At 62.9% G+C, this 20,203-nt stretch carries 21 protein-coding genes; 5 read left to right on the forward strand and 16 right to left on the reverse strand.

What is annotated here, in order from left to right:
- Nucleotides 1–18: 18 nt before the first annotated feature.
- Nucleotides 19–594: a flavodoxin family protein gene (locus tag ACDK93_RS03005; RefSeq protein ID WP_458071108.1), complete on the forward strand. Its 576-nt coding sequence runs from the start codon at nucleotides 19–21 to the stop codon at nucleotides 592–594.
- A 56-nt stretch (nucleotides 595–650) separates the two neighbouring features.
- On the opposite strand, the gene dnaG is transcribed toward ACDK93_RS03005, so the two are convergent.
- The 4 genes from dnaG to rpsU all read right to left on the reverse strand — a co-directional run bounded on the left by dnaG (nucleotide 651) and on the right by rpsU (nucleotide 3,762).
- Complete coding sequence (gene dnaG / locus ACDK93_RS03010) at nucleotides 651–2,438, reverse strand: DNA primase (RefSeq protein WP_458071109.1); 1,788 nt, start codon at nucleotides 2,436–2,438, stop codon at nucleotides 651–653.
- A 112-nt stretch (nucleotides 2,439–2,550) separates the two neighbouring features.
- A complete protein-coding gene (locus ACDK93_RS03015; protein ID WP_458071110.1) occupies nucleotides 2,551–2,721 on the reverse strand; it encodes a DUF1328 domain-containing protein in 171 nt (56 codons plus the stop codon).
- A 177-nt stretch (nucleotides 2,722–2,898) separates the two neighbouring features.
- Nucleotides 2,899–3,342, reverse strand: a complete 444-nt coding sequence (locus ACDK93_RS03020) for a GatB/YqeY domain-containing protein (protein ID WP_458071111.1) — start codon at nucleotides 3,340–3,342, stop codon at nucleotides 2,899–2,901.
- Between the two features lie 204 nt (nucleotides 3,343–3,546).
- Nucleotides 3,547–3,762 carry a 30S ribosomal protein S21 gene (gene rpsU / locus ACDK93_RS03025; protein ID WP_077483322.1) on the reverse strand — a complete coding sequence of 72 codons (216 nt, stop codon included), beginning with the start codon at nucleotides 3,760–3,762 and terminating at the stop codon, nucleotides 3,547–3,549.
- Nucleotides 3,763–3,948: 186 nt separating this feature from the next.
- Between rpsU and tsaD the strand changes: the two genes are divergently transcribed.
- On the forward strand, nucleotides 3,949–4,980 hold the full coding sequence (tsaD, locus tag ACDK93_RS03030) for a tRNA (adenosine(37)-N6)-threonylcarbamoyltransferase complex transferase subunit TsaD (RefSeq protein ID WP_458071112.1): 1,032 nt from the start codon (nucleotides 3,949–3,951) through the stop codon (nucleotides 4,978–4,980).
- Between the two features lie 368 nt (nucleotides 4,981–5,348).
- Here the strand turns inward: tsaD and ACDK93_RS03035 are convergent, their stop codons facing one another.
- The 4 genes from ACDK93_RS03035 to ACDK93_RS03050 all read right to left on the reverse strand — a co-directional run bounded on the left by ACDK93_RS03035 (nucleotide 5,349) and on the right by ACDK93_RS03050 (nucleotide 8,765).
- Nucleotides 5,349–5,975 (reverse strand): uracil-DNA glycosylase, encoded by a 627-nt coding sequence (locus ACDK93_RS03035; RefSeq protein WP_458071113.1) that lies wholly within the window; start codon nucleotides 5,973–5,975, stop codon nucleotides 5,349–5,351.
- 172 nt (nucleotides 5,976–6,147) lie between these two features.
- Nucleotides 6,148–6,867 (reverse strand): pseudouridine synthase, encoded by a 720-nt coding sequence (locus tag ACDK93_RS03040; protein ID WP_458071114.1) that lies wholly within the window; start codon nucleotides 6,865–6,867, stop codon nucleotides 6,148–6,150.
- A gap of 171 nt (nucleotides 6,868–7,038) precedes the next feature.
- Nucleotides 7,039–7,815 (reverse strand): ABC transporter permease, encoded by a 777-nt coding sequence (locus ACDK93_RS03045; RefSeq protein WP_458071115.1) that lies wholly within the window; start codon nucleotides 7,813–7,815, stop codon nucleotides 7,039–7,041.
- Nucleotides 7,812–8,765, reverse strand: a complete 954-nt coding sequence (locus tag ACDK93_RS03050; protein WP_458071116.1) for an ABC transporter ATP-binding protein — start codon at nucleotides 8,763–8,765, stop codon at nucleotides 7,812–7,814. Before ACDK93_RS03050 ends, ACDK93_RS03045 begins: the two co-directional genes overlap by 4 nt.
- Nucleotides 8,766–8,952: 187 nt before the next feature.
- On the opposite strand from ACDK93_RS03050, the gene ACDK93_RS03055 reads away from it, so the two are divergent.
- Nucleotides 8,953–9,699 (forward strand): FAD-binding oxidoreductase, encoded by a 747-nt coding sequence (locus ACDK93_RS03055; protein WP_458071117.1) that lies wholly within the window; start codon nucleotides 8,953–8,955, stop codon nucleotides 9,697–9,699.
- Here the strand turns inward: ACDK93_RS03055 and ACDK93_RS03060 are convergent, their stop codons facing one another.
- The 8 genes from ACDK93_RS03060 to ACDK93_RS03095 form a co-directional block, all read right to left on the reverse strand.
- The gene (locus ACDK93_RS03060; protein WP_458071118.1) at nucleotides 9,700–10,716 is read right to left on the reverse strand and encodes a Csu type fimbrial protein; all 1,017 of its coding nucleotides are present in this window, start codon (nucleotides 10,714–10,716) and stop codon (nucleotides 9,700–9,702) included.
- Nucleotides 10,713–13,061 (reverse strand): fimbria/pilus outer membrane usher protein, encoded by a 2,349-nt coding sequence (locus tag ACDK93_RS03065; RefSeq protein ID WP_458071119.1) that lies wholly within the window; start codon nucleotides 13,059–13,061, stop codon nucleotides 10,713–10,715. Before ACDK93_RS03065 ends, ACDK93_RS03060 begins: the two co-directional genes overlap by 4 nt.
- A 10-nt stretch (nucleotides 13,062–13,071) precedes the next feature.
- Nucleotides 13,072–13,812 carry a fimbrial biogenesis chaperone gene (locus ACDK93_RS03070; RefSeq protein ID WP_458071120.1) on the reverse strand — a complete coding sequence of 247 codons (741 nt, stop codon included), beginning with the start codon at nucleotides 13,810–13,812 and terminating at the stop codon, nucleotides 13,072–13,074.
- Nucleotides 13,813–13,818: 6 nt separating this feature from the next.
- On the reverse strand, nucleotides 13,819–14,346 hold the full coding sequence (locus ACDK93_RS03075; RefSeq protein ID WP_458071121.1) for a spore coat protein U domain-containing protein: 528 nt from the start codon (nucleotides 14,344–14,346) through the stop codon (nucleotides 13,819–13,821).
- A 318-nt stretch (nucleotides 14,347–14,664) separates the two neighbouring features.
- On the reverse strand, nucleotides 14,665–15,255 hold the full coding sequence (locus ACDK93_RS03080) for a Csu type fimbrial protein (RefSeq protein ID WP_458071122.1): 591 nt from the start codon (nucleotides 15,253–15,255) through the stop codon (nucleotides 14,665–14,667).
- Nucleotides 15,252–17,549 (reverse strand): fimbria/pilus outer membrane usher protein, encoded by a 2,298-nt coding sequence (locus tag ACDK93_RS03085; RefSeq protein ID WP_458071123.1) that lies wholly within the window; start codon nucleotides 17,547–17,549, stop codon nucleotides 15,252–15,254. Before ACDK93_RS03085 ends, ACDK93_RS03080 begins: the two co-directional genes overlap by 4 nt.
- Nucleotides 17,525–18,310: a fimbrial biogenesis chaperone gene (locus ACDK93_RS03090; RefSeq protein WP_458071124.1), complete on the reverse strand. Its 786-nt coding sequence runs from the start codon at nucleotides 18,308–18,310 to the stop codon at nucleotides 17,525–17,527. Before ACDK93_RS03090 ends, ACDK93_RS03085 begins: the two co-directional genes overlap by 25 nt.
- Nucleotides 18,311–18,387: 77 nt before the next feature.
- Complete coding sequence (locus tag ACDK93_RS03095) at nucleotides 18,388–18,903, reverse strand: Csu type fimbrial protein (RefSeq protein WP_458071125.1); 516 nt, start codon at nucleotides 18,901–18,903, stop codon at nucleotides 18,388–18,390.
- A 482-nt stretch (nucleotides 18,904–19,385) separates the two neighbouring features.
- Here ACDK93_RS03095 and ACDK93_RS03100 point away from each other — a divergent pair, with 482 nt between their 5' ends.
- Entirely contained in the window at nucleotides 19,386–20,000 is a 615-nt protein-coding gene (locus ACDK93_RS03100; protein ID WP_458071126.1) for a hypothetical protein, read from the forward strand.
- A 3-nt stretch (nucleotides 20,001–20,003) separates the two neighbouring features.
- Nucleotides 20,004–20,201, forward strand: coding sequence for a helix-turn-helix transcriptional regulator (locus tag ACDK93_RS03105; RefSeq protein WP_458071127.1), 198 nt, complete (start codon nucleotides 20,004–20,006; stop codon nucleotides 20,199–20,201).
- Nucleotides 20,202–20,203: the final 2 nt, after the last annotated feature.

The following is a 20,203-nucleotide window of genomic DNA, read 5'->3' on the forward strand; positions in this document are numbered from 1 at the left end:
ACCCCACAGGAGCATCTCATGGCAAAAATCGCCATCGTTTATTTCAGCGGCTACGGCCACACCGCGAAGCAGGCCGAAGCGGTGCAGAAAGGCGCGGCGGCCGTCGCCGGCGCCGAGGTGACCGTGTTTCGCATCGACGAACAGGGCAATCTGCCGGAGGGTACGCTGGAAAAGCTGGGCACGCAGGACGCGATCATCTACGGCAGCCCCACCTACATGGGCGGCCCGGCGTGGCAGTTCAAGAAGTTTGCCGACGCCAGCTCCAAGCCGTGGTTCAGCAGCGCGTGGAAGGACAAGATCGCCGCAGGCTTCACCAACTCCGCCTCGGTCAACGGCGACAAGTTTTCCACCATCACGTACTTTTTCACGCTGTCGCAGCAGCACGGCCAGATCTGGATCGGCACCGGTTTGCTGCCCTCCAATAAGAAGGAAAATGGCCCCAATGACGTGAACTGGACGGCCGGCTCGGCGGGCGCGCTGGCGATTTCGCCATCGGACGCGTCGCCGGACGAGGCGCCGCGCGCAGGTGATCTGGAAACGGCGCGACTGCTCGGCGAACGCGTGGCGCAGTTTGCGGTGAAGCTGAAAGGCTGAGCGTATTAGCGCGCGAGCTGCCGGCTACCGGCGGCTCGCGTGGTGTTCGCCAACGGTTAACTCAGGTCCGAGGTGAACGTCTCGCGGATCGGCAGCAGCGCGCGCAACTCGTCCTTTTCGGCGTCGCTCAGCGCGCTGCGGCGGCTTTCCAGCTCGCGCTTGCGGGTCAGGCTGGCCTGGTGTTCCAGGCGAGCAATCGCATCGAGAAATTCGCGCGCCTGCCGGTCTGGCTCGCCCACCGAAACGGCGGCCATCAGCTTCTGCAGCGCGGGATATTCCTCACGCTCGGCGAAGTGCTCCACCAGCATCGCGGAGTTGATCCCCGGCCGCGAGCGGGCAATATCGAGCAGCTCGGCCAGCAGGCCGATGCCGGGCTTGTCCTGCGGCAGGAAGCGGTAAGGTTTTTCTACTCGATCGGCGACGCCCGGTTGCGCCAGCAGCAGGGCAATCGCGCTACGCACCAGCGAGCGCTGCACCGCGACCGGCCGCTGCACCGCGCGATGGGTCGACGCTTCCGGTTGCAGCAGCGCGCGCGCGCCGCTGCGCCGCTCCAGCTCCTGCGCCATCAGATCGCGAAACGCGCCATCGGGCAATTTGCCGATCAGCGGGCGGGCGCGCTCGGCCAGCCGCGCGCGCCCGTCGAGGCTGCCCATGTCGACGTCGTGCGACAGCTCGTTGAAAAAATAATCTGACAGCGGCATCGCTTCCTTGATGCGCTTTTCGAAGCCTTCCTTGCCCTCTTTGCGCACCAGCGAATCGGGATCTTCGCCATCGGGCAAAAACAGAAAGTACGCCTGGCGACCGTCGCGCAGACGCGGCAGCGCCGCCTCTAGCGCCTTCCACGCGGCGGCGCGTCCGGCGCGGTCGCCGTCGAAGCAGAACACCACATCGGGCGCGGCGCGAAACAGCACTTCGGTGTGCTCGGGCGTGGTCGCGGTGCCCAGCGTGGCCACCGCAATCGGCAGCCCGGCCTGATGCAGTGCGATCACGTCCATATAGCCCTCGACCACCACGATGCGCTGCAGGTTGGCGTTGGCCTGCTTCACCTGCCACATCGCGAAAAGCTCGCGGCCCTTGTGGAATAGCGGCGTTTCCGGCGAGTTGAGGTATTTCGGTGAGGTGCTCTGTTGAGGAGTGCGGGCAGGGATGCCCGCTTCTTGATCTTCGCGCGCAGGAGGCGCGCTGAAAATAATCCTTCCGCCGAAGGCGATCACGCGGCCGCGCCGGTCCAGAATCGGAAACATCAGCCGTTCGCGGAAGCGATCGTATTTCCGCCCCTGCTCGCTGCTGGCCACCATGCCGGCCTCGTTGAGCAGCTGCATGCGCCGTTCGCTGTTGCCCAGCGACTTGATCACGCCGTCGTAGCCGGCCGGCGCCCAGCCGAGGCGAAAGCGCGCAATGGTTTCGGCGTCCAATCCGCGTTTCTTGCAATACGCCTGCGCCTCCTTGCTCTTCGGTAGCTCGCTTTGATACCAGCTGGCGGAAGCATCGAGCAGGGCGTACAGATCGGTCTTGTCCTCGCGCGGTGCGGCGTCGCGGCCGCCTTCGCGCGGCACCGTCATGCCCAGCGTCTGCGCCAGCTCCTCGACCGCGTCGGGAAAGTCCAGCCGCTCGTAGTCCATCAGAAACTTCAGCGCGCTGCCGTGCGCGCCGCAGCCGAAGCAGTGGAAAAACTGCTTGGCCGGGCTCACGTAAAACGACGGCGAGCGCTCGTTGTGAAACGGGCAGCACGCGGTCCATTCGCGCCCGGCCTTTTTCAGCGGCACGCGCCGCTCGATCACGTCGACAATGTCGACGCGGGCAAGCAGTTCATCGATAAAGCTGTCGGGAATCAGGCCGCGCATCAGATCGCTAGTCTAGCGGTTGTCAGTATCGAATCCGGCCGGGTGACGCTGTGCCCTGGCCAAAACAAACGGCGCCCGAAGGCGCCGTTCGAGGTATCGCTGATCGAGCCGGTCAGAACAGGTGGACGATGCCCACCAGGCCCAGCACGATGATCAGGAAAATGATGATGAAGATGGCGAACAGCACTTTGGCGATGGTTGCCGCTGCGCCAGAGACGCCGCCGAAACCGAGCCAGCCGGCGACGAGCGAGATGATGGCGAAAATAATGGCCCACTTCAGCATGGTGTACTCCCTAGGATGATGATGGCCGGAGTGGCCGGACGCGTTGCAGCCGGCATTCTTGGGGCATGGCCGTGAAGGGAATGCATGAATTGGCGGGCTGGCCATGAAAATGTCACGTTCGCAGATTATTGCGCCGCGTTTGCGCCCGAATCGGCGGCCGGGAGGGCACCACCAGACTCAGGCCAGCCGCGCCTTGATCTTGCCCGACACCACGGCCATGTCGGCGCGGCCGGCGGCCTTTTCCTTCACCGCAGCCACCACCTTGCCCATGTCGCGGGCCGAGCTGGCGCCGGTGTCGGCAATCGCGGCCTCGACCAGCGCGTCGATCTCGGCATCGTTCAACTTGGTCGGCAGGTAGGTTTCGATCACCGCCATCTCGTCGCGCTCGATGATCGCCAGATCCTCGCGCTTGGCCGCCTCGAACTGGCTGACCGAGTCGCGCCGCTGCTTGAGCATCTTTTCCAGCGCGGCCAGCACCTGGGTGTCGTCCAGTTCGATCCGCTCATCGACCTCGCGCTGCTTGATCGCGGCCAGCATCAGGCGAATCACGCCCAGACGGTGTTTCTCGCCGGCGCGCATGGCGTTTTTCATGTCTTCGGTGAGCTGCTGTTTGAGCGTCATGACGGATATCTCCAGGCGGTAGAGGCGTGGTGGTGGCAAATTTCAATTTACGGAAACGACAAAGCCGGCGTTGCCCCTGGGGACAACACCGGCCGGATCGATCCGATGTGCTTGCGGCGGCTGCGAGAACCCGCGCCAGCCGCGTTTCCTGTGTGCCTGGCGCGAGGCGCCGGCGAACCTGCCGCTACCGGCAGATCGGGAAACTCAGTACAGGCGGGTCTTGCGCGACACATCGCGCGACAGGCGGCGCAGGTGGCGCTTGACGGCGGCAGCGCGCTTGCGCTTGCGCTCCTGGGTCGGCTTTTCGTAGAACTCGCGCTTGCGCGTCTCCGCGAGCACGCCGGCCTTTTCGCAGGTACGCTTGAAACGACGCAGTGCGATCTCGAACGGCTCGTTCTCGCGAACTTTTACGTTGGGCATGGAAACTCCGAGTGGTAATCTGCCCGCGGATACGGGCCTGTTGAATGGGGTGAGCCGCGAAGTATACCGTGCATACCACTCAATTTTCAAAGCCCCGATAAAGCCTGATGTAAGCCAGCCCGATTTGACGGGCGCCATCCGATGAAACCCGACGTGAACACGCCTGCGCCCATGGATCCGAATCTGATGAAACCCGTGCTTGGCATCGAGACCTCGTGCGACGAGACCGGCGTGGCCCTGCTGCGCTGGGAGCCGGATGCGCCGGGCCGCGGCCTGCTGGCGCACACGCTGTACAGCCAGATCAAGCTGCATGCCGACTATGGCGGCGTGGTACCCGAGCTGGCCAGCCGCGACCACGTGCGCAAGCTGGTTCCCTTGATTCGCGAAGCCCTGTCGCAGGCCGGGTTGACCGTGCAGGACCTGGGCGGTGTGGCCTATACCGCCGGCCCCGGTCTGGTCGGTGCCCTGCTGGTCGGCGCATCGGCCGGACGCGCGCTGGCCTGGGCGCTGGGCGTGCCGGCCATCGGCGTACATCATATGGAAGGCCACCTGCTGGCGCCGCTGCTGGAGGATGACCCGCCTGAGCCGCCGTTCGTGGCCCTGCTGGTATCCGGCGGTCACTCCATGCTGGTCGAGGTCAAGGCCATCGGCCAATACACGATTCTAGGCGACACGCTGGACGATGCCGCAGGCGAAGCGTTCGACAAGACCGCCAAGATGATGGGTCTGCCGTATCCCGGTGGTCCCATGCTGGCAAAGCTGGCCGAGAGCGGACGCGCGGGCGCGTTTCGTTTTTCCCGCCCGATGACAGATCGCCCTGGCCTGGACTTTAGCTTCTCCGGCCTGAAAACCCAGGTGCTGCTGGCCTGGCAGCAGTCCGACAAGAGCGATCAGACGCGCGCCGATATTGCCCGGGCGTTCGAGGAAGCCATCGTCGACACGCTCATCATCAAATGCCGCCGCGCGCTTGAGGCCAGCGGCGCGAAGCGGCTGGTGATTGCCGGCGGCGTCGGCGCCAATCGGCGCCTGCGCAGCGAACTCGCCGCGGCCGGCGCCAAAGACGGCTTCAAGGTCTATTTTCCGCGCCTGGTTTTTTGCACTGACAACGGCGCGATGATCGCCCTGGCCGGTGCGATTCGGCTGGCCAGCGGGCAGCATCAGGATGCCTCGGTGCAGGTGTATCCGCGCTGGGATTTGCAGACGTTGCCGGCGGCTTGATTAAGCCTGTTAATTTTGGTGTGGTTTCAGCCGTGAAGCTCTTGGTTTTTTGATGTATTGAAGTGCAGAGCTTTCACCCTCCTACGGAGGGCGAGATACTTCTCTTTTGCTTGTCCAAAAGAGAAGTATCCAAGAGAAAACGACACCCCACTTGGCGCTTGCCGGGCCAAGCCCGGCAAGTCCGTGAGCCGAGGCCGGGCTTTTCGACAGGACTCCTGTCCTGACGAAAAGGAATCGACGTCCTGTCGATTCCCCTGACGGGCCTTTCGACCTCACCTCACCGCCGCACAGGGGAGTGGAAAAGAAGAGCAGTTTTCCCGCTCAACTAATCCAAGCCTCTCAATCAGAAATGCAACACCTGCCCCTTCCTAAACGACATTCGCTGCAATTAGGTCGGCTACTTCCCTGAGACCTAGCAAAATTCTTTCCTTGTTACCCGGTGCATTATTTACGAACAACGGGCTTGGGTGAGGGCATGTGAGCAAACGTAACTCAGGCCGTAGCTTTTCAACTTGAGCTCGAGCTCGCTCTGCTTTTTTGCCGACGAACACGACTGCTTGCAATTTAGGCAATAGCTCCAGCAAGCGGGGGAGCGGCCGAAGGCCAGCCTCTAAATCAGAAGGAGTTGCAGCGCGAATTTTTGTGCCTGTTCCGATATACCAAGGAACGGAATTCCAAATGACGGTTTCTTTGCGAGGAATTTGCGCTTCGGTACTTAATTCAAAGAAATTCTTCGCTGTTTCCTCTGGATTATTTCGGGAAATGAAGCCTGATCCCACGGCCTTCGGTCCTGGGGCTTCAAGAAGGAAAAGAATCTTAGCTTCTACTCCTCCGTCCCAAGGATCAAAGTAAGGAATGGATGCATCTGGCCCGGCCTCCATTCGAAGTGTCTCAACGAATGCCGTAAGCGGGGCGATATGCGATTCATTGATTTGTTGCAATCGCGTCGCGCGTTGCCCACTTTCGCCAAGGAGTTTTGCGCGATCAGTATTCATTTGCGTCCGTTCTTAGTATTTCCTAGATTTGACGGCTAGCGCGAAACTCTTCCGTAAACCTCAATACTCGTCAAGCACGCAGGGAACGTGCTGCTTTTAAGGGTCCTTATGCGGCGGACGAAAGCTCGTGGCAGGCGAACCAGATCGCAGAGCTACAGCAGCTAAAACCAATTCACCACTGCGTGCGCTCCGGCAACAGGCCTTTCAGCTCGGCCTCGGTGAGGTTGCGCCATTGCCCGATTTTCAAATGCGCCAGCTTGACGTTGTCGATGCGGACGCGCCGCAGCTGGGTGACGCGGTAATCGAACGCCGCGGCCATGAGGCGGATCTGGCGGTTGAGGCCCTGGGTCAGCACGATGGAGAAACCGTACTTGGCGATGCGGCGGGTGCGGCACGGCTTGGTCATCTGGCCGTGGATGCGCACGCCCCTGGCCATGCCGCGGAGGAATTCGTCGGTGACGGCCTTGTCCACTGCGACGAGGTATTCCTTTTCGTGGTGATTTTCGGCCCGCAGAATTTCGTTGACGATATCGCCGTTGCTGGTGAGCAGGATCAGCCCTTCGGAGTCCTTGTCCAGCCGACCGACCGGAAATATCCGCTGCGGATGATCGACGAAGTCGACGATGTTGCCGTCGATGCTCTGGTCGGTGGTGCAGGTGATGCCGACCGGTTTGTTCAGCGCGATATAGACGGCTTTCTTGGCGCCCGGCGTGGCCGCGAGAATGCGCGCCTTGACGATCTCGCCGTCCACGCGCACCTCGTCACCTTCCAGCGCCTTGGCGCCGGTGGTGACGACTTCACCGTTGATGGTGACGCGGCCGGCAACCAATAAATCATCCGCCTCACGGCGCGAGCACAGGCCGGCTTCGCTGATGTATTTGTTGACGCGCATGGGTTGGGCCGGAAACAGAGAGCTGGGAACGGGGAATGTAGAGACTGAGGAGCGATGCGTCGAAGCGTGCCAGTGGAATTTTCCCGGCAAGATTTTAGGGCGGATTGAAACGAAGACTGAAACGCGGCGAAGCTGCATCCGTTCCCCGTTCCCCGTTCCCCGTTCCCCGCTCTAGGACCGCAACCCGATGCCGCGCTGGAGCAACTGCAGCGCCACGATGGACAAGGCCACGACAAACCCCAGCATCACGACAAACGCGATCCAGATGTTGACGTCGGTAATGCCCAGCACGCCGAAGCGGAACGCATTAACCATGTAGAGAATCGGGTTGATCCGCGAGATGGTCTGCCACGGTTCGCCGAGCATGTTGATCGAATAAAACACGCCGCCCAGATAGGTCAGCGGCGTAATCACGAAGGTCGGCACCAGGGCGATGTCGTCGAACTTCTTGGCGAACACCGCGTTGACGAAGCCGGCCAGCGAAAAAATCGTGGCGCCGAGCAGCACCGAAAGAAAGGTGATGATCGGATGCACGACATGCAGGGACGTGAAAAACAGCGCGATCAGCAGCACCAGCACGCCCACCACCAGTCCGCGCGTGACCGCGCCGGTGACGTAGCCCAGCAGGATCACCCAGTTTGGCATCGGCGACACCAGCATCTCCTCCACCGATCGGCTGAACTTGGCGCCGAAGAACGAGCTGGAGATGTTGCCGTAGCTGTTGGTGATGATGCTCATCATGACCAGGCCGGGCACGATGTACTGGATATAGCTGAAGCCGCCTTCGATGGTGCCGATGCGGCCGCCGATGAGTTTGCCGAACACCACGAAATACAGCGTCATGGTGATCGCCGGCGGAATCAGCGTCTGCGTCCAGATGCGCATGATGCGCACGATTTCGCGGCGGACCAGGGTCTGCAGCGCAACGAGATTGGTTGAGGTGCTCATGCCGCTTTCTCCGCGCTGTCACTGTCATGGCGTCCGTTTTCGACCAGCCGCACAAACAGCTCCTCCAGTCGGTTGGTTTTGTTGCGCATTGACACGACCGTGATGCGGTTTTCTGACAGTGCGGCGAACAGCGAATTGAGATCCTGCGCTCGCGGCATGTCGGCTTCCAGCGTGTGGTCGTCGATGCGGCGCAAGGTGATGCCGGGCAGGGTCGGCAGGTCTCCAAGCGTGCCGCTGATATCGAACACGAAGGTCTCGACATCCAGCGTGGCCAGCAGGTTGCGCATGCTGGTGTTCTCGACGATGCGGCCGCCGTCGATGATCGCGATGTTGCGGCACAGCTGTTCGGCCTCCTCCAGGTAATGCGTGGTGAGGATCACCGTGGTGCCGGCCGCGTTGATGCCGCTGACAAACTGCCACATCGAGCGGCGGATTTCGATGTCGACGCCCGCGGTCGGCTCGTCGAGGATCAGCAGCTTCGGCTCGTTCATCATGGCGCGGGCGATCATCAGGCGGCGCTTCATGCCGCCGGACAGCATGCGCGCCTGGTGCTGCGCCTTGTCCCACAGGCGCAGCTCCTTCAGATATTTTTCGGCGCGCTGCGCGGCGATCTTGCGCGGCACGCCGTAGAAGCCGGCCTCGTTGACGCAGATGTCGTACAGCTTTTCGAACTGGTTGAAGTTGATTTCCTGCGGTACCAGGCCGATGAGCCTCATTGCCTCGCTGCGCTGCTTGTTGACCGAGATGCCGAACACCTTGGCATCGCCGTCGGTCGAGCTGACCAGCGAAGAGAGAATGCCGATAAGCGTCGATTTGCCGGCGCCGTTGGGGCCGAGCAGGGCGAAAAAGTCGCCCGGTTGCACGGTGAGGCTCACGCCCTTGAGGGCTTCGACGCCGTTGCCGTAGGTTTTGCGCAGGTGCTCGACGACGAGTGCGGGTGTGGAGGTCATTGGGGGATGCCAGGTGATGGAAAGCCTGGAAAACCGTGCGTTGGGCGCGCCCCGAACCGGCAGGTTCGAATAGCGGCGGCGCCAGCGTTTGGTCAGCGGCTCTTAGCCAACTATTATAGCCGGCTTGGTGCAGCCACCTGATCCTTCGGGTGCACGCACCGTTTCCTCAAGACCGTCAGGACTCCCCATGGCCGATCATTTCCAGCTCCGTCTCGTCGATAGCCGCATGTTGGCGTCGTCGGTTCGCCACCTCGTTTTCGAGCGCGTGGACGGCCAGCCGCTGGCGTTCCAGCCGGGGCAGTTCCTGCAGATTCACTTTCAGTACGACGACGGCACCGCGACCAAGCGCAGCTATTCGGTGGCCACCGTCGGCGACGGCAGCTCGCCGGTGCAGCGCATCGAGATTGCGGTGAGCTATGTCGAAGGTGGCGCGGCCACCAAGCTGCTGCGCGAGCTGGCGCACGATGGCGTCATCGATGCCAGCGGACCCTACGGACGCTTCTGCCTTCATGAGGCCGATGTTCACCCGCGCTATCTGCTGCTGGCCACCGGTACGGGCGTCACTCCTTACCGCGCGATGCTGCCGCAAATTGCCGCACTGCTGGAAAAAGGCGATCGTGAAGTGGTGCTGCTGTACGGCGCGCGTACCGAAGAAGAGCTGCTATACGGCGACGAGTTCGAAGCCTTTGCGCAGCAGCACACGGGCTTCGTGTTTCATGGCTGCCTGAGCCGCCAGCCCCGCGCCAATCCACTGGCCACCGATCGCAGTGGCCACGTGCAGCACGTGCTGGCCGAACTGGCGCCGAGCGCCGATCGCGACATCGCCTACCTGTGCGGCAACCCTAACATGGTCGACGCGGCGTTTACCGCATTGAAAGACTTCGGTCTGCCCGTCCCGCAGATCCGCCGCGAAAAATATATTTCCTCGCGCTGATCAGTAAGTCACGTTGACGGTGATCGTGTCGCTGTAGGTCCCCGGCGTCGGTGTGGTCTGTGGCGCCACGCGGCCGTATACGGTGTTTGTCTGCACGGCGCCGTTGCCTGTGCCGGTAACGGTATCGGTATTGACGGTATTGCCCCAGCGTATGCTGCGGGCGCTGTCCTGATACAGCTCATAGGTTACAAGGTCGCCGCTGCTTCCGGCCATGCGCCGCGCAGTGCCGCTGGCGTGCTGGCCGTTGTCCAGCCCGATCTGAAACGCGGTGTTGCTGGTGCACTGGGTTTGCAAGGTGGTCGTTGCGTCTACGTTGCCGGTCAGCAGGCCGACTGTCGATCCGAAATTGAGGTTGTTGGCCGCCGTGATGGTGCAGGTCTTGGCGACCACGGCATTGGCCGTGAAGCTGAAGGCGCTGGCGTTGCCGGTGCCGCAGGTGGCCGGAGTGGTCGTGTAATTGGAGGCGACGGTGATTTCGGCATCGGTGCCGGCAAACGTGCTGATGTAGGTTCCTGCAGTGAGACCTATCTGCGCGTTGGGCACGCTGGCATATAGCGGCGCCGTGCCGCTGATCGTTCCCGGTAACAGTCCGGTCAGGCCGAGAGGTACCACGACCGACGTCTGATACGGCTGGCTGTTGACGGACGAAAAAGGCGAGCCCCAGATCTGCGTGCGCGCGCTGTCCTGGTATATCTGGAACTGAAGATTTTGCCCGGTGCCGGCCGACATCAGCCGATTGGTTCCCGTAACGCCAGCGGTGCCATTACCGATGTTGATGCAGAACGTCGCATTGGCTGCCAGCAGCAATGAGGGGTTTTTGCAGGTCCAGCCGATCGATGCCGAGGTGGTGGCGCCAGTCACCAGTCCGTCGACAGTGCCGAAGTTGATCGTCGGCGCGCTGGTCACGCTGCAGGTGACCGAGGCAGCCTGCGCATGCACGGTGCGCGGTGCCGTCAGCGCGCCGCCGATCAGCATGATCAGCAACACCATCGTTGTAATCAGTCGCGGCTTCATCATCGAGAGGTCTCCGCCACGCAGCGCAGCGGGCCGATATGCGGAATCGTCGTGCCCACCTTGCGATAGTCGAAGGCCGCATGGCATGCGCCTTCGGGCGTGAGCACGTCCAGCACCGTGTGCTTTTGCAGGGTTTCCAGATAGGCCTGGCCGTCGAAGCCGACCAGCGCGGGATCGCCGCTGAGCTGACCGTGCACCCGCACCTGACTGCCCAGCGCCAGCGGCTTGCCGCTCGTGTCGATCAGGGTGAGCACGCCGGCCTGCACCGGCGTGATGCCGAACTTGACCAGCGTGCCGGCGCGATCGGTCGGCGTGGCGATCGTGCTGACCCGATCGATCCGCACGTCTTGCGGCAGCTGCATCGGGTCGATCGACACCTCGTTGTTCTGATACGAATTCAGCGGCTCGACCAGCAGCATGCCGTGGCTGTCGGTAGTGCCGATCGGGTTGTTCTGGAGTTTCACCGGCACGCCGGCCATGCCGTCGGTGGAAACCACGGCGAAGGCGTCGTCGATGCGTCGTGAAGCGAACACATCGCCGCCCATGAGCACGAGTGATCCGGTAGCGCCGGCGTAGCCGTAGTCTTGGCCCGCGATCGAACTGACGCCGGCGTCGACCAGACCGTAGCGTCCCAGATAATCCACTTCGCCCTCACCACCGTCCTGGCTACCGCCTTGACGCAGGTCGGCGCGCCAGCCCCAGCCGCCGGCGCTCGGCGCCGATCTGCTGGCGTCCATGCTCAGACCGGTACCGGTGCCATCGCGCTGCACGCCGGTGCTGATCGTGGTGGTGTCGTCCAGCACGACGTTGAAGCCGGCGAAGAGGCTGCGATCGTTGGCATTGTCGAGGTTCTGATTGGCGCTGAGGCTCAGCGACATGGCGTGCCCGATCGACTTGAACCAGTACACCGTGGCGTAGCGCGAGGGGTCCTGTTTGGGGTAGCGCAAGTCCAGATAGCTCACGCCAAACTCGCCAAGATGCACGGTGCTGTAGCCGACCACCGCCTGCGTGCTGACGCTCGGCGGCGGGGCGCCGTACAGCGAGGCAACGTCGAGGTAGTCACCGCGCGTACGTGTTTCGTCCACGCTGAAATTGAAGCGATTGTCGCGCCAGCTGTAGCCGGCGCTGAATTGCGAGCCGCTCTGCCCCTGATACACGCTATGCGCCAGCGAACCGGAGAGAACGCCGCCGCTGTCGCCCAGCAGCCAGACCCCGCCAGCGCCGGCTTCGGTCAGGCCGGCGGTGGCCTCGCCGTGCAATTCGGCGGTGAAATGATTGCTGACGCCATAGCGCCAGTTGCCGCTGGCGGCCGGATCGCGGCCGTAGTCGAACGAAGCCAGTCCGTAGTTCTCGCGCACGTAGCCGATGTCAGCCGACCACTGCGACAGCCCTTGTTGCAGCAGCTGGTGCGTGTCGTACAGCGAAAAGTTGAGCGTGGTCGCTCGCCCCAGCGCATCGGTCAGCACGACCTGCGCATTGCCCGCGCCGCTGATGTTGGGCATGGTGTTGAGCTGGAACGGTCCGCTCGGCACTTTGCCGCTGTACTGGCGCAGTCCGTTGACGTAGAGATCGACCTGCGACGGCAGTGTGGCCGAGCCGATAAACGCCGGCAGCGGCGCGGTGATCAGATACGGCTGCAGCGCAAAGTCCGTGCCCAGCTGGATGCCGCCGATGCGGGTCGAGCGCGTCCAGGATTGCGCGCCGGTCAGCGTGTCACCAAAGCGCAGCGTCAGCAGGCTGTCGGGAAAGGAAGTGCTGAACGAGGTATCCAGTCGCACGGTCTTGTCGGTGGAACCGCTGCCGTCGCCACGGGTGGCCTGCGACAGGCTGGTGCTGCTGAAAACCCCGGCCGGTCCAAAAATGCGCAGCTCGGTAAAAGCGCTCAGGCTGCCGGTGCCGTGCTCGCCCTGGGTGCCGTAGACCTCGTAGTTGAGCAGCGTGCCGGGCGATGCGCTGGGCTTTTTTGCCGAGGCGGTCGGCGTATTCAGTACCGTCGTCGACAGCCGCAGCAGGCGCAGCGGCACGTTGATCTTCACCGTCTGCTGGCCGGCATCGTAGGCGACCATGCTGCCGGGCAGGCTGCCCAGCCGCAGCGGGTCGGACATGCCCGGCGGCAGCGCAAACCCTAGCTGACGCAGGGTGGCCTGGCTAACCCACAGCTGTCCGTCGCGAAGGCTGAAGTGGGCCAAGCCGCTGGATGCGCCGTTGAGCATCACGTCCAGATACAGATCGTTTCCCGTCTGGCCCGTTGGGTTGCCGCCATCGGCAATCAGGGCGGGGTTGGCGGCCGTTGTCGCGGCGTCTGGCGTGTTCGACGCGTGCGCGGCCGCTGCCAGCCATCCCTGCATCAAAACCAGCTCAGCGAGGACGATCGGCCAGCGACAGCTTTTGCGTAGCCTTTTCGCCATTGATCGATGCCTCCAGCGTGCCACCGGACGCGAACACGGCCACGGGCGGTTTCAAGACCCAGCGCATGGTGGCGCCGGGAAGCACGTAACCGAGCAGGCCGGGCACGATTTCGCTGCGCTGACCGGCGCTGTTGATGAAGCTCAGGCTGGCCAGCTGCGCATGGCTGCCGCCGGTATTGCGAACCTCCAGCACCGCATGGTCGCCGTCGTGCTGCAGGGCCCAGTGCAGCGCGGGCGGCGCAGCGACCGCGCCGGCCGGTTCCACAAACACCGGCACGCTGTAATGCAGGACGAACTGCAGACCTTTTTTGCCGTGCATGTCGACCGGCAGTTCGTCGATGGCGACGCGAAAAGCGTCCTCGACGGCGCCTGGGCCGTTGGGCGGTGCCCCCAGTCGTATCACGCGTACCAGCTGTGGCTCGCCGACCGCCAGCTGCAGCATCGGTGGACTGATCACCAGCCCCTGCGACGGCGTCAGCCGATCGCCGCTGGTGTCCTGCGACCAGTGATAAACCCGCACCTGGGCGTGGATCACGCTGTCGCCCGTATTGCTCAGCCACAGTCCGTCGGCGTTTTGCGCGGCCTGCAGGCTCAACGTGACGGGCGCCACCTGCAGACCGCTGGCCGTGGCACCGCCGCTGGCCGCGGCCAGTACGAGCAGCGCACAACGCCAATGCAAAGCACGTGGCATGGTCAATCAGTAATTGACGTTGACGGTGACGGTATCGGCGTAGCTGTCCGGAGTGAAGTTGGCGCTGGCGGCGGTGGCGTAAACCGTCAGCGATTGTGCCGCGCCCGTGCCGGTCCCCGCCACGCCGTTGCCTACCGCGGTTGATGTGGCCGTATTGCCCCAGATCGTGCCGCTGGCGCCGGCAGTCGACGTCAGTTGGTAGGGCACCTTGTCGGTATTGGTGGCAGGTGCGGTAGTGGACACCATCGTGCCGGCGCCGGCGGTGTTGGCGTTCGACGGCGCCAGGCCCACGTAATACGGCGTGCTCTTGGAGCAGTTGACGCTGATGGTGTTGCTCCCGGTGGTGTTCACCGCGGTGGCCGCGACCGAACCCAGGTTGATATTGGATGCCGAGCCTGCGGTGACGGTGCAGGCCTTGGTGATGGTGATCAGCACCTGAAAGGTGGCCGTAGCCGGATTGGCCGCTTGCGCAGCAGCCGTGCCGGTGATCAGTGCGGCGATCGTGGCAGCACGCAGAACGTTATGGATGAACATGGTTTTCCCCCGTTAGCTGGACAGTGCGGTAAAACGCTTCGAGCGTGTTACCTGACGCAATCCCTGTGCCAGCTAGTCTCGGGTAACCTGCGTTACACCTATGCACAAAAAATGACATCCGTAGGCGTGGCGCGGGTTTTTCGACCTTTCTTTGAAACTGATCCCATGCGCGAGCGCTAAAGCTGCAAAGAGCATCACACTTTGTGTTTAGGAGTCAGCGGGCGATCCAGATGCGGCCGCCCATGCGAAGCGTTCTTCACGCCACGATGATGACGCGCAAAGGCAGTGTCTGCCCGCTGCTGCAGTCAATCAGAAACATCAGAAACTCAGCGTCGCGGTAATGGTGTCGGTGTAAGTGCCGACGGCGGCGTCCTGGTTGCTTGGAATCTTTCCGTAGATCGGAACGGACTGCGACTGTGCCGTTCCGTTGCGGCCACCGCCGCCGCTCGCCGGCGATCCGGTATAGGTGGCGCCGGAGCAGCTGCCGATATTTGCGCCGGTGAAGCAATAGGTGACATAGCCGGTGGAGGCCGTGCCATCACCGAAAATCGTGGTGGTGTAATCGGGCGTCACGTAGAGGTTGTAGGCCAGAGCGTTGGTGCCCGATTTCAGGCTGCGGGAAACGTAGGAGCCGCTCATCCCCGGCGACAGGGTCAGGCTGGCATTGACGCCGTTGTAGCCTCCAAGGCAGAAAAAGAAGAAGAAAATAGAGCAGTCCGGCGTACAGGTGACGCTGATCGTGCCGTTCGATGTCGCCGGCACGCTGCTGACCGGATCGTAGTTGCCGAATGCCACGCCGGCGCTGGCCGTATCGATGGCGCAACTCGTGGCCCACAGCGGCGCGCTGAATGTGGCTGCGGCCATCAAGAGAAGACCGGGCAGGATGCGGTGGAAGAAACGGGATGTCATGGCGTGGCTCCGTCGGCGCTGGTGCAGCTTAACTTGCCCAGGTTGGTCATCGGTTTTTTCGAGGCCGGCATGTGCAGCATGCAGCGCATGTCGCCGCTGCCGGTGTTTGCCCGCAGCTGGTAATTGCCTGCCGGAAGATCTGGAAAATAAAAGCTGCCGTCCAGGCCGATCAGCGTTTTCAGCGATTTATTTCCCGCTTGCAGCGTGGCGTTGCCGTATTGCACCGGCTTGCCGTCGAGGGTGAGCGTTCCGCGCGCCGCGTGCAGTGTGTGCACGCCAAAGCGCACGATCGTGCCACCCAGTCGCGGCACGCTCATCATCTGCTGCGTGCTGTCGATCTGATACTGCAGGGGCACGCTGTTCTGGTCGATGCCGACCTTGTTGGCCTGATACGGCAGCAGGTTGGTCACCAGCAGTGTGCCGTTGGCGTCGGTTTTTCCGACCGGCTGGTTTTCGCGGGTGATCCCCACATCCGCCACGCCCGGAGTTTCCACCAGGGCGTAGCCGTTCTGCAGCACGCGGCCGGCATACACGTGGTCGTCCATCGCAATGACGCTGCCCGACACCAGGATGTTTCCGGAAGTCTGGCCGCCGAACCGTTGGCCGGTGAACTGGACCAGCCCGTCGCGCCCCTGGTAGTCGAGCTGGGCCAGGTCGGATGCGCCGGAACTGCCCTGCTGGGCATTCACCGAATAGCCCCAGCCGGTGTCGGTCGGTACCGAACGCTGCGCCGAGAAGCCGTAGCTGCTGCCGCTGTTGGCGTCGTGCGTGCCGTTGAAGCCGATGCTGCCATTGCCCAGTGGGATGACCAGATTGGCGGTCAGCTGCTTGTCGTTGTCGCCCGGACGATTCAGCTGCCTGTTCACGCCCAGCAGCAGGGACACGTCACCGGGCAGATTGAATGTGCCGTTGATCCCAACATTGCGCTGCCGCGCACCGCTGGCGTAGACGATATCGCCCGCGCTCGCCTGCAGGCTGAAACGGCCAAAAGGCGACCAGCTGGCATTGGCGTAGCTCACTCGTCGGGGGCGTACCGATGCGGGCAGCAGATCATCGCCGATCCGGCTGTAGTCGCTGGAATAGGTCTGCACGCCGACGCCTAAGCTGACGCGCTGATTGCTGTACTGGTAACCCAGCGAACTGCCCTGGCCCTGTTCTCCGTGATTGCGGCTGGCAGCGATGCCGCCGCTCAGGTAGCCGATCGGCAGGCGCACGCTGGCCGACGTTCCGGCGTTGACCAGGCCGTTTTCCGCTTCCATCCGATAGCCGGCGGTCAGCGCGTTGGTGAACCCGTAATTCTGCCGAAGCAGCAGCACGCCGCGGCCGGCCTCATAGCCGTTGGCCAGCGTGGACGTGCGTTCGATACCGGCCTGGAACGCATAGTCGCTCAGCCCCTGCGACAGCAGCTGGGTGGCGCCATAAAAGCTTTGTTGCAGCGTGCGCGTGCCGCCGAACGGATCGTGGATCACCACGCTAACGTTGTTGGCGCCCGGACCCAGCCCCAGTCCGGAGAGATTGAACGGCCCGGCCGCGATCTGGCGCTGTCCGACCAGTACGCCGTTCTTGTAGATGTCCACCGTGCCCGGCGCCTGCAGCAGTCCGCTGATAGTTGGCTGCGGAAAGGTGATCAGGTACGGATCCAGATCGAATGCCCTGACCAGTCCGATACCGCCGAGCAGCGCCGTGCCACCGAGGCCGTCGCTGGAAAAAACGTACTGGTCGCCGATGGTCAGTCGGCGCAGATGGCTGCTGTCGTCGTATTCGAGACGGGTCAGACCGCGCGAAAACCCCTGCGACTGGCTCCATGACGGGGTGTCCCTGAGCAGCCACTGGCCATAGGCCACGCCGCCGTCCAGATAGGCCGAGGCGCTGCCGTCCTGCGAGCCGGCGTTGAGCGCGTAGTTGACGAACAGGCTGGGCACCGCCGTTGGCTTCAAGACCGCGGCGCGCGGATTCAGATTCAGGCTGTTTGCCGCAAACGCATTTGCCGGCAGGTTGACCGACAGTCGGCCGGCCTTGTCGTCCAGTTCCACGCTACCTTTTGCGGCATACGCGGTGATGTCGACAAACTGCTTGGCGCCAATGCGCTCCTCGGCAACACCTTCAAGCGGTATCGATGCGCGTTTCAGCGCATCGTCTTCCACCAGAATGTGCGAATGACGGACCAGCACGAACGCCGTGCCGTAGCAACTGCCGTTGACACAGAAATCCAGCAGCATTTTGCTGGACTGGGCCATCACACCGGGGGAACAGAGCAGCGAGAGCGCTATCAGTTTGAGCTTGTGCTCTCGCATGCCTCGGTGCCGTTCGCGGTGATGGAGTGCCTGAGCGTCTGTGCCAGCGTTCCGGACCATGTCAGCGACACCGATGCGGCCTTGCTGCACACGTCCCGTGCCAGTTTCAGTTCGAGCGTCCCGGTACTTCCCGCCAGCACGTAATTGGCGACCAGGTCCTTTTGAAGCACGGTATTGCCGGCGCGATCCAGCACGGACACCAAGACGCTCTGCGGGTCAAGCCGCTGGTTGCCGTCGTTGCCGATGCCGATCGTGAGAAGGCCGTGATCCACGCTGCCGGTGCGAATCACCGGCTTGCGTTCGGCATGCTCGGGTTCGATGAAGACGGGCAGGTTGATCTCGGTCAGCACGCGGATCTGTCCGGTCTTGGCCGAGGGGTCGTTGGCCAATCCCGGCAGTTCGTTGAGCAACAGCCGGTAACTGGCCTCCGTGGCGTCGACGACCTGCAAACTGCCGACGCGCAGTTCGACGCTCTTGCCGGGAGCCACTTCGACCAGCTCCGGCGTGACGATGAGATCGTCGCTGGGATCAAGCTTCCACTTTCCATCGGCCTGCATCTGCCAGCGCATGCTTCGCACCTGCAGCCGCAGTGCCGCATCGCTGCTGTTGTAGACGGTGATGATGTCCGCCCGATGTTTTGCATCGAGCTCGACCCGCGTCGGGTTGATGGAGAAGGTGGCTGCGTTCACCGCCTGCGTCGCCAGTGCCGACCAGGCGGCAAAAACGACGCAGGCGATGCTGCTGGCGGGATGACGTTTCATGCGAACTCCCCTGTATGACCGAAGCTGAAATCTTGCAGGGGCCGATCCTACTCCGCTTGCCAAAAACCAGAACCCGATCAGAAGACCAGCGAAGCAGTCACGGTATCGGTGTAGTTGCCTGCTGGCACGTCCGTACCAGCCGGCAGCGAGCCATAGGTCGTGAACACCAGCGCGGTATTGACGCTGATGGACGTCTGCGCGGACGGTTCAGTCGCGGTGGTGTTGCCCCACTCGGTGGTGCCGCCGCTGGTGGTGTAGATGTGGTACGGCAGCTGGTTGCTGTTACCGTCGGTCATCTGGCGCGCGGGCGTTGCCGCGGTCGAGCCGCCGCCTTTGTTAGAACCCTGATCGAGCGCAACGGTCACCGGCGTGCCCTTGGTGCACTTCGCACTGACGCTGCCTTGAGCGGTCACGGCCGATGCGCTGGTCGGATCGTAGTTGCCGAAGCTGATCGGCGCGGTGCTGATCGTGCAGGACTTGATCACGGTGGCGGTGACTTGAAAGCTGGAACTGGTGGTGGCGGCATACACATTGGCAACAGCGCCGGTCAGGCCGAGCAGGGCAACCGCGAACAGGGTTTTCTGGAACTTCATGACGCTTAACTCCGATGAGGTTTGAAGGCTTGCGGAGCGGTTAAGGCAATCGACGTGCCAATCGGCGGATCTGGTCGAAAATCCATCCAAATGGGGCTGTATGGCGGTCATCGCGCGGGCTTCGGGAGGTTTTCAGCCACACTGGATCGCCGCTCGCCGAGCCGGGATCATGTGACGAGAAAGTGCGGCGTGCGTCACATTTGGTGACAATTCATCACACGGTTTACACAAATTAACGTGATATGAGTCACAAAACTACGCGCTTTTGTCAAGCTTGCTTGACATGAGCCTGGCCAGCCTCTACGTTGCCCATGTCAAGCTGACTTGACACTACATCAGGGGGTTGGCGTCATGCGCATTCAATCATTCGTCCGCGACGCCGCGACATCTCGGCCGCGTCTGGTTCCACCGCTGAGCGCTGCCTCGGCGACGGCGCAGCGGCGGGAGCGCACTTTTGCCCATGTTGCTCAGGGGACATGCCCATGCCTCGCCTGAAAGAAAAACGCTACCAGCAGCGCGTCATGCTCGCCATGGCGGTCTATATCTTCTTGATGGTTCTGGTCTGGCCGCTGGTGCGCACGACGAGCAGCGTGCCGCTTCGCTGGGTGCTGGCGCTCGCGCCGCTGCCGCCGATGCTTTACGTGATCGCCCTGATGGCGCGGCGCATTCGCGACAGCGACGAGCTGGAGCAGCGCACGCATCTGATCGGTCTGGGCGTGGCCACCGGCGTGGTCGCCACGTTGAGCCTGGCGGGCGGGTTTCTGGCGTCGGCCCAGGTGCTGGCCCTGGATGGCAGCATCCTGATCTGGGTTTTTCCGGCCATGATGGCGTGCTACGGCATCACCCGCTGGTGGGTGGCGCAGCAGTACGGAGGTGATCTGGGCTGTGATCCCGGCGAGTCCCTGGCGCTGCACTGGCGCCTGACCATAGGCGCGGCGATGTTTGGTTTCGTGGCGCTGTTCGCCTATCTGAAGCAGGATGCTTTCCATGCCGGCCTGCTGGCGGGAACGGCTGGGGGCATCGCCGTGATTGCTTTGGCGAAAGCCATCCTGCTTTGGCGCAAGCGCCGAGCCGGGCGCGCCGATGGCCACGCGTGACGCATGAATAATTCGGTACGTGAACTGCGCGGCGAGCAGGGCTGGTCGCAGGCGGATCTGGCCGAGCGGCTGGACGTGTCGCGGCAGACCATCAATGCCATCGAAACCGGCAAATACGATCCCAGCCTGCCGCTGGCATTCAAGATCGCCCAACTGTTCGACCGTTCGATTGAATCCATTTTTGTTCCAGGTGAGGGGTAGGC

This window comes from Rhodanobacter sp. BL-MT-08, from assembly GCF_054161255.1.

What these genes read in the sequence shown, in the direction of transcription:
- ACDK93_RS03005 (WP_458071108.1), top strand. Translation starts at nt 19, where the DNA reads ATGGCAAAAATCGCCATCGTTTATTTCAGCGGCTACGGCCACACCGCG.
- dnaG (WP_458071109.1), bottom strand. Translation starts at nt 2,438, where the DNA reads ATGCGCGGCCTGATTCCCGACAGCTTTATCGATGAACTGCTTGCCCGC.
- ACDK93_RS03015 (WP_458071110.1), bottom strand. Translation starts at nt 2,721, where the DNA reads ATGCTGAAGTGGGCCATTATTTTCGCCATCATCTCGCTCGTCGCCGGC.
- ACDK93_RS03020 (WP_458071111.1), bottom strand. Translation starts at nt 3,342, where the DNA reads ATGACGCTCAAACAGCAGCTCACCGAAGACATGAAAAACGCCATGCGC.
- rpsU (WP_077483322.1), bottom strand. Translation starts at nt 3,762, where the DNA reads ATGCCCAACGTAAAAGTTCGCGAGAACGAGCCGTTCGAGATCGCACTG.
- tsaD (WP_458071112.1), top strand. Translation starts at nt 3,949, where the DNA reads ATGAAACCCGTGCTTGGCATCGAGACCTCGTGCGACGAGACCGGCGTG.
- ACDK93_RS03035 (WP_458071113.1), bottom strand. Translation starts at nt 5,975, where the DNA reads ATGAATACTGATCGCGCAAAACTCCTTGGCGAAAGTGGGCAACGCGCG.
- ACDK93_RS03040 (WP_458071114.1), bottom strand. Translation starts at nt 6,867, where the DNA reads ATGCGCGTCAACAAATACATCAGCGAAGCCGGCCTGTGCTCGCGCCGT.
- ACDK93_RS03045 (WP_458071115.1), bottom strand. Translation starts at nt 7,815, where the DNA reads ATGAGCACCTCAACCAATCTCGTTGCGCTGCAGACCCTGGTCCGCCGC.
- ACDK93_RS03050 (WP_458071116.1), bottom strand. Translation starts at nt 8,765, where the DNA reads ATGACCTCCACACCCGCACTCGTCGTCGAGCACCTGCGCAAAACCTAC.
- ACDK93_RS03055 (WP_458071117.1), top strand. Translation starts at nt 8,953, where the DNA reads ATGGCCGATCATTTCCAGCTCCGTCTCGTCGATAGCCGCATGTTGGCG.
- ACDK93_RS03060 (WP_458071118.1), bottom strand. Translation starts at nt 10,716, where the DNA reads ATGATGAAGCCGCGACTGATTACAACGATGGTGTTGCTGATCATGCTG.
- ACDK93_RS03065 (WP_458071119.1), bottom strand. Translation starts at nt 13,061, where the DNA reads ATGCAGGGATGGCTGGCAGCGGCCGCGCACGCGTCGAACACGCCAGAC.
- ACDK93_RS03070 (WP_458071120.1), bottom strand. Translation starts at nt 13,812, where the DNA reads ATGCCACGTGCTTTGCATTGGCGTTGTGCGCTGCTCGTACTGGCCGCG.
- ACDK93_RS03075 (WP_458071121.1), bottom strand. Translation starts at nt 14,346, where the DNA reads ATGTTCATCCATAACGTTCTGCGTGCTGCCACGATCGCCGCACTGATC.
- ACDK93_RS03080 (WP_458071122.1), bottom strand. Translation starts at nt 15,255, where the DNA reads ATGACATCCCGTTTCTTCCACCGCATCCTGCCCGGTCTTCTCTTGATG.
- ACDK93_RS03085 (WP_458071123.1), bottom strand. Translation starts at nt 17,549, where the DNA reads ATGCGAGAGCACAAGCTCAAACTGATAGCGCTCTCGCTGCTCTGTTCC.
- ACDK93_RS03090 (WP_458071124.1), bottom strand. Translation starts at nt 18,310, where the DNA reads ATGAAACGTCATCCCGCCAGCAGCATCGCCTGCGTCGTTTTTGCCGCC.
- ACDK93_RS03095 (WP_458071125.1), bottom strand. Translation starts at nt 18,903, where the DNA reads ATGAAGTTCCAGAAAACCCTGTTCGCGGTTGCCCTGCTCGGCCTGACC.
- ACDK93_RS03100 (WP_458071126.1), top strand. Translation starts at nt 19,386, where the DNA reads ATGCCTCGCCTGAAAGAAAAACGCTACCAGCAGCGCGTCATGCTCGCC.
- ACDK93_RS03105 (WP_458071127.1), top strand. Translation starts at nt 20,004, where the DNA reads ATGAATAATTCGGTACGTGAACTGCGCGGCGAGCAGGGCTGGTCGCAG.